At 53.0% G+C, this 6538-nt stretch carries 7 protein-coding genes; 1 reads left to right on the forward strand and 6 read right to left on the reverse strand.

Features of this window, described 5'->3' with window-relative positions:
- Positions 1-16 precede the first annotated feature (16 nt).
- The 3 genes from G461_RS0109910 to G461_RS23875 all read right to left on the reverse strand — a co-directional run bounded on the left by G461_RS0109910 (position 17) and on the right by G461_RS23875 (position 2627).
- The gene (locus G461_RS0109910; protein ID WP_026957740.1) at positions 17-1258 is read right to left on the reverse strand and encodes a NupC/NupG family nucleoside CNT transporter; all 1242 of its coding nucleotides are present in this window, start codon (positions 1256-1258) and stop codon (positions 17-19) included.
- 164 nt (positions 1259-1422) lie between these two features.
- Entirely contained in the window at positions 1423-2373 is a 951-nt protein-coding gene (gene tal / locus G461_RS0109915; protein ID WP_026971732.1) for a transaldolase, read from the reverse strand.
- A gap of 95 nt (positions 2374-2468) precedes the next feature.
- A complete protein-coding gene (locus tag G461_RS23875; RefSeq protein ID WP_035476629.1) occupies positions 2469-2627 on the reverse strand; it encodes a XapX domain-containing protein in 159 nt (52 codons plus the stop codon).
- A 169-nt stretch (positions 2628-2796) separates the two neighbouring features.
- On the opposite strand from G461_RS23875, the gene G461_RS0109925 reads away from it, so the two are divergent.
- Entirely contained in the window at positions 2797-4188 is a 1392-nt protein-coding gene (locus tag G461_RS0109925) for a hypothetical protein (RefSeq protein ID WP_026971733.1), read from the forward strand.
- 32 nt (positions 4189-4220) lie between these two features.
- Here the strand turns inward: G461_RS0109925 and G461_RS0109930 are convergent, their stop codons facing one another.
- The 3 genes from G461_RS0109930 to tnpA form a co-directional block, all read right to left on the reverse strand.
- Positions 4221-5039 carry a nucleoside-specific channel-forming Tsx family protein gene (locus tag G461_RS0109930; protein WP_026971734.1) on the reverse strand — a complete coding sequence of 273 codons (819 nt, stop codon included), beginning with the start codon at positions 5037-5039 and terminating at the stop codon, positions 4221-4223.
- A 162-nt stretch (positions 5040-5201) separates the two neighbouring features.
- On the reverse strand, positions 5202-6014 hold the full coding sequence (locus G461_RS0109935; RefSeq protein ID WP_026971735.1) for a TatD family hydrolase: 813 nt from the start codon (positions 6012-6014) through the stop codon (positions 5202-5204).
- 249 nt (positions 6015-6263) lie between these two features.
- Positions 6264-6538, reverse strand: a 275-nt coding sequence (tnpA, locus tag G461_RS0109945) for an IS200/IS605 family transposase (RefSeq protein ID WP_026971736.1), incomplete at its 5' end; no start/stop codon positions are given.

Genomic DNA, 6538 nt, shown 5'->3' on the forward strand with positions numbered 1-6538 from the left:
ACCTCCCTTATCCGTTTTACTGTAGACCGATGAAGAAGCCAGCCAGAGCTGCACTCATCAGGTTGGCCAGAGATGCAGCCACTACTGCTTTCAGACCCATTTTCGCGATATCGCTACGACGACTCGGTGCCATACCACCTAGGCCGCCCAACAAGATTGCGATAGATGACAGGTTGGCAAAGCCACACAGTGCGAAAGTCACGATCACCTGAGTCTGGGTGCTCAGGGTTTCTTTCACTTGTACGAAATCGATGTAAGCCACGAACTCGTTCACGATAAGTTTCTGACCGATAAAGCTACCCGCTTGTACCGCTTCTGCCCATGGCACACCAATCAGCCATGCCAGCGGTGCAAAGATGTAACCCAAGATGATTTGGATAGTGAGATCAGGCTGACCGAACAGGCCACCGGCCCAACCCACAAAGTTGTTCATCAACGCAATCAGACCAATAAAGGCCAACAGCATGGCACCTACGTTCATCGCCAGCTGCATACCCGAGCTTGCACCCGATGCGGCCGCATCGATAACGTTGGCCGGCTTGTCTTCGTCGTCCAATACGTGGTCGATGTTTTGCTCGTTAAAGTCGGTCTCAGGCTTGATGATTTTCGCCATCAACAGACCACCGGGCGCCGCCATGAAAGACGCAGCAATTAGGTACTTCAGCTCTACACCCAGACCGGCATAGCCAGCTAGAACGGAACCGGCAACCGATGCCAAACCACCCACCATAATGGCGAACAACTCAGATTGGGTCATCTTAGGGATAAAGGGGCGAACCACCAGCGGCGCTTCAGTTTGGCCCACGAAGATGTTGGCAGTAGCAGACATCGACTCAGGGCGGTGAGTTTGCAAGGCTTTTTGCAGTGCGCCACCGATGATTTTGATGATCCACTGCATAATACCCAGATAGTAAAGCACTGCAATCAGCGACGAGAAGAATACGATAATCGGCAGCACTCGCAGGGCAAACACAAAGCCGTTGTTACCAAATACTTCGAACATTTGGCCGTGTACCAGCGGGCCAAACAGGAAGGCCAAACCGGCCTGTGCACTGTCGATCACCGACTGAACCGCACCGGATACCGCTTCAAGCACCGCTTGGCCGAAGGGCAGGTACAGTACAAAGGCACCAAAACCGGCCTGAATCAAAAAAGCACCGACTACAGTGCGAGGCTTGATGGCACCCTTGTTATCCGACAATAGCAGGGCTATTGCCAACAGGCTGGCGATACCAACCAAACTCATTAAAACACTCATAACATTCCTTACTTAATATACGTGGCAGAGTTAGTCTCTATCCATGACCCATCCATGGAGTGGGCTAATTGTTGGTCATCACAAGGCTACACAAACTGCCCTACATCACGTTTTTTCCAACTTTTTAGCTGCCACTTTTTGTTATTTACCTAATGTGTTGATGGTTACAGATGAGCGGCGATCTGCTGCTCGAGTTTTTCTTGATCGATGGCAAAGTTGCGAATGCCTTCGGCCAACTTCTCCACCGCCATGGCATCTTGGTTGTGCTGCCACAAGAACTCAGATTCTGACAACGCGGTAGGTGCTGCTTGCACCTCGCTGGCAGGCTTAAGCGCGACCTCAAGGGTGCCCTCGGTGTTCGCTAGTTCATCGAGTAGTGCCGGGCTGATGGTCAGGCGATCACAGCCTGCCAAGGAGAGGATCTCACCGCTGTTGCGGAAGCTCGCGCCCATCACCACAGTGCTGTAACCATGCTTTTTGTAGAAGTCATAGATACCCTTCACCGACTGTACGCCCGGGTCGTTGTCACCGGAGTAGTCTGCTGGCTGGTTCTTGTTGTACCAATCGAGGATCCGGCCCACGAACGGTGAAATCAGAAATACGCCGGCTTCAGCACAAGCGCACGCCTGAGCGAACGAGAACAACAGGGTCAGGTTACAATTGATGCCTTCCTTCTCCAGCTGCTCAGCAGCGCGGATGCCCTGCCAAGTCGACGCCAGTTTGATCAGAATGCGCTCTTTAGCGATGCCTTGCTGCTGATACATCGCAATCAGCTTACGGGCTCGCGCCACGCTGGCCTCGGTGTCGTAAGAGAGGCGTGCATCCACTTCGCTGGATACCCGACCCGGAACGATAGCCAATAGCTTTTGACCAATCGCCACCGCCAGGTAATCGGCGGCGTCGAGCAACTGCTGCTGACGATCCGATGACTGTTGCTTGGCCCAGCTGGCGGCCTGCTCAATCATGGCTGCGCCTTGCTCACTTTGCAGGGCGTTGAGAATCAGTGAGGGGTTGGTGGTGGCATCTTCGGCTTGGTAGTCGGCGATGGCGTTGAAATCACCGCTATCGGCAACCACTACGGTGTGTTGTTTTAACTGCTCTAACAGGCTTGTCATGGCAAATTCCTTCTAACCAGACGAATCAATTTGCGTCTTTGGCTGGTGGTTGGCCAAGCCGTGTCGGGCCCAGCCTATTGAATATAGTCGGTGTGTTACGAGACCAGGGTTTTAAACAAGATACCGCCTAAATAAACCCCTACGATGCCCATAATTCCTGACAATACTGGTGGCGCAGGAAGCGGCAATTTCAATGCGCTAAACAGCGCGCCTACCACTAAACCAGCTGCCGTTGCTGTTGCTATTTCACCCATTACGATGATCCTTATTTTGAGATTAAAATCCGTCTTCGCGCGAGATGAGGGGATTCTAGGAATGCCAGCGTCACAAACAGGTGATCTTGATCACGCATTTCGGTAGAGTAGCGCTGCAAATATAGGCAATTTACCTAATATGTTGAAAAGGGATTCTTCCAGAACACGGATGTTGGAATTTAGACGCAGTTTTAACTGCTGTAAGTCCTTTGGCTGCAGCAACCTCGGACGGGTAAATAGCCCCGATTACACCCACGATAGCTACCACCTAGGCTTTCGCGCTTTGCATTGCCAACGCTGCGGTAGCTACCCGCCATGGGTGGACGATGCCAGCGTTAGCCAGCTACTGAGTCAGCTGCTGGAGCAGCACTTTCAGCCGCGCCTAAATACCTGCCCCAACTGCGCACCACGGCTGCTAATGGACCACAATCCTGAGTACCAGCACTACGGCCGCACTGGTGCAGGCAATCCTCGGGTGCGCTGCAAAAGCTGCCACAAGGTCTACACCCTCGGTCGGTGGACGGTGAATGAGCATATGCCAGCGATTTTGCTCGCGTTAGCCTCTGCCACCCCGCCGCTGCAGACCATGCAGCAGCTGACGATTGCCCCCAAGATTTACTATCAGCTGCTGGGCAGGCTGGCGCAGGGCCTGCGCAGCTGGAGTCGCGAGCAAGAGCAACAACTGAAACAGCGGCCGGTGCAGCGGCTGCTCAGCGAAAGCCAAATCATTAAGTTCAGCGGTAACCGCGGGTTGTGGACGCTGGCCAGCGCCGACGCCGACAGCGGCTATATATTGCTACACAGCCACAACGCCAGCCATCAACCGATGTCGGTGGAGGGTGTCTATCAAAGCAAGCCAGACTCACGCTTGGCTCAGTTTGATGAGCTGTCTATCTTGCAGGCGCTCAGGCAACGCTATGAACAGACCATGCAGCGCAGCCATTTCGAGGAACTCAACCTCGGCGAGTTGCAATCGCTGCGCGGCGGCTATCTGGCCAAGCCGGCCCTGCTCGCCTACGCCCACTTTCAGGCACTGCGGGTGTTTAGCGATAGCCACCAGCATATCCACCACTACCTCGAGCAAGAGAGCTGTATCCGAGGAGCGGCCCTGATGGGCTGCGCTGAGCGCATTCATACCAAGCTTGCCGAGGTGTTCTACATTATCCGCCATCAGCAGGGCGAAACGGCGATACCGCCGGAGGGGCATAATGTCGGCTGGTGGAACGATCGCTGGTATCCAGACGAATTTGGCGCCTACTGCCCGATTACCTCGCGCCACCATTACACCCATCCGTTCAAACTTACCGCCGCCAGTGCCTGTGAAGACTTCTTCTCCTATGTTCGCCAGCAAGTCCCCACCCAGCTGAAAAGCCTGGCGCCGCTGGAGTCGCTGTTTGAAGTGGCGCGCTGCCTGTTTAACTACTGCCACAGCGATAACCTTGGACAGAGCCCGGCGATGCGAGCTGGCTTGGTGAGTGAACGCCTGACACCTGAGCAACTGCTTTATACGGCGGCTGAAGCGCTTGCAGGCGAAGAAGCGGGATCAAAAAAGGGCGACTGAATGTCGCCCTTGAAGTTCACTAAGCCAATCGCTTAGAACTTGTAGGTCGCTGAGAAGTAGTGGCCCCAGCCAGTAGACTCGGTGAAACCGCCATCTTCCAGACCATATACGTCGTAGAAGTACTTCGCACCGTAACCCAGCGCATAACGGTCAGAGTGCCAGTAGATACCCAGGAAGGTTGCGCCACCTGAGCTAGAGCGACCGAACTGATCTTTATAGTCGTCAGCAGCGAACAGGTGATCCCAGTAGCCTTGGAACGACACGAAGCTGCCGTTTTCGAAGAAGTGGAACGGCTTGAACCAGTTCATCGAGAATTGATAACCGTTGAATGAACCTTCATCGTCGTTACCAAAGTTCTTCGCGCTGTAACGTGCGTACAGGTTCATACCGGTTTTACCCAACCAAGGTACATTTACGTCTGCACCCACACCGATAAAGTGCTCTTGTAGGCCTTGCTCGAAGTTGTTCAAGCTAGACACATACCACTCTTGAACAGGGCCCACTGACAGGTCGGTGTTGAACAAGTAGTCCAGAGACATGCGAGGAGCAAACTTCATGAACAGGCCACCCGTGTTGTGACGATCACTGCTGCTGCTGTCGGTGATATCGAATACATCTACGTAACCGTAAAGATCGAATAAGCCAGAGCGGCCGCCGAATTCCATCTCTAGGTAGGTATCTTTGTAGTCACCACCAATATCATGGGGCTTCTGATCGATGGTGTGCATGATGTTGAACTGGAACCACTTGTAGTCGTTCGCGTGGATTCCGTCTTCGGGCACTTCTGCCGCGTTTACGCTAAACGCGCCTAAGGTTAGCGCGCCAGCTGCAATTAAACCTAACTTATTCATCCGTGTATTCCCTGTGGTTATTTTAATGGAACTCAACGCAACATTTGCTGTCGCGTGCAGCACAGTCTAAGCATAGGCAAGATCTCGAATATGAGGTCGATCACAGAAAGTTTTTATATTTGTAAAAAAATATTAAAAGTTAACCAGATGTGTGGAGAGAATTTAATCGCTTGCACCAACCAGACGCAGCGCGTTTTGCGTGTTGCACCATAGCGCCTCTTTTAGTTGCTCGGCAGGCTCATCGCGCAACTCGCACAGCATTTGGAAGATCTGCGGCAGATTGAGCGGGGTATTGTGGTCGGTTTCCATTTGATACAGCGGCATATCCGGCGCATCGGTTTCCAGCACCAAGGCATCCAATGGCAGACGCTTGATCGCCTTACGGGTCTTCTCGGAGCGCGGCCAGGTGATGGTACCGCCAATCCCCAGCTTAAAACCTAGGTCGACAAAACGCGCCGCTTGCTGATAGCTGCCGCTAAAGGCGTGGATGATGCCACCATAGGCCGCTTGCTGCTGCCTGAGCACTTGGGCACAGCGGTCATGTTCGCGCACCGAGTGAACTATTAATGGGAGTTGGTGGGTATTGGCCAGCGAAACTTGGCTGCGAAAGGCCAACTCTTGAAAGTCCAGGCCTTCTTTAAAGCGCCCATCCAAACCACACTCGCCCCACGCACTAACCTGACTGCGTTGCTCGGCCACCAGAGCGGCACAATCTTCCAAGGCCTGCTCAAGCGCGGTCTGGTTATGATCGTCAGGCAGGAAACACGGATGATATCCAAGGGCGATATAGACAGGTTGCTGCGCTTTTATCGCCAGCAAGGTTTGCCAGTTATCCGGCCCAACCGAGGGAATCAGAAAGCCGCGGATGCCCGCTTTGTGAAAAGCCGCGAGATGAGTATCGAGATACGCGCTGAACGACGCAAAATCGAGGTGGCAGTGGCTATCGAAAAAGCCGCTCTCAGCGCTGGTTATCATGCTCACGCGGGATGCAACTGCGGCACGGACTGTCTAGGCCATTACGCACCAGCCAAGCATCGTACTTCGCCATCCAGATACGCAATCGCTTAACTAGCTTCTTAAACATTCTCGCCTTCCAAATAAAAATTCCTAAGTGACACTCAAACAGTATATTACGCCAATGATTGAGTGTTGCAGTAGAAGTAAAAAATCCACCTGCTGAGCAGGTGGCTTTGACACGGCCCCCTAGAAGAGGGCTCACCTATACTACCGCATTTCTAGTGACATCTGACGTTCTTGCTCTTCTTTCTCTACCTTGTCTTGATGCCTGACATACCGCCTGATTATGTCTTCGTTCGCCCCAACGGAGTCAACGAAGTACCCTCTTTGCCAAAAGTGATTACCCCACAGTTTCTTCTTTCTCAAGTAAGGAAACTTCGCAAACAACCTAATCGCGGTTCTTCCTTTCACGAAGCCTACATACTCTGAAACACTCAGGCTCGGGGGCATCCTGACAATCAAATGGACATGGTCAATTTGAA

It is taken from the genome of Aliagarivorans marinus DSM 23064, from assembly GCF_000429485.1.
Classification (GTDB): domain Bacteria; phylum Pseudomonadota; class Gammaproteobacteria; order Enterobacterales; family Celerinatantimonadaceae; genus Aliagarivorans; species Aliagarivorans marinus.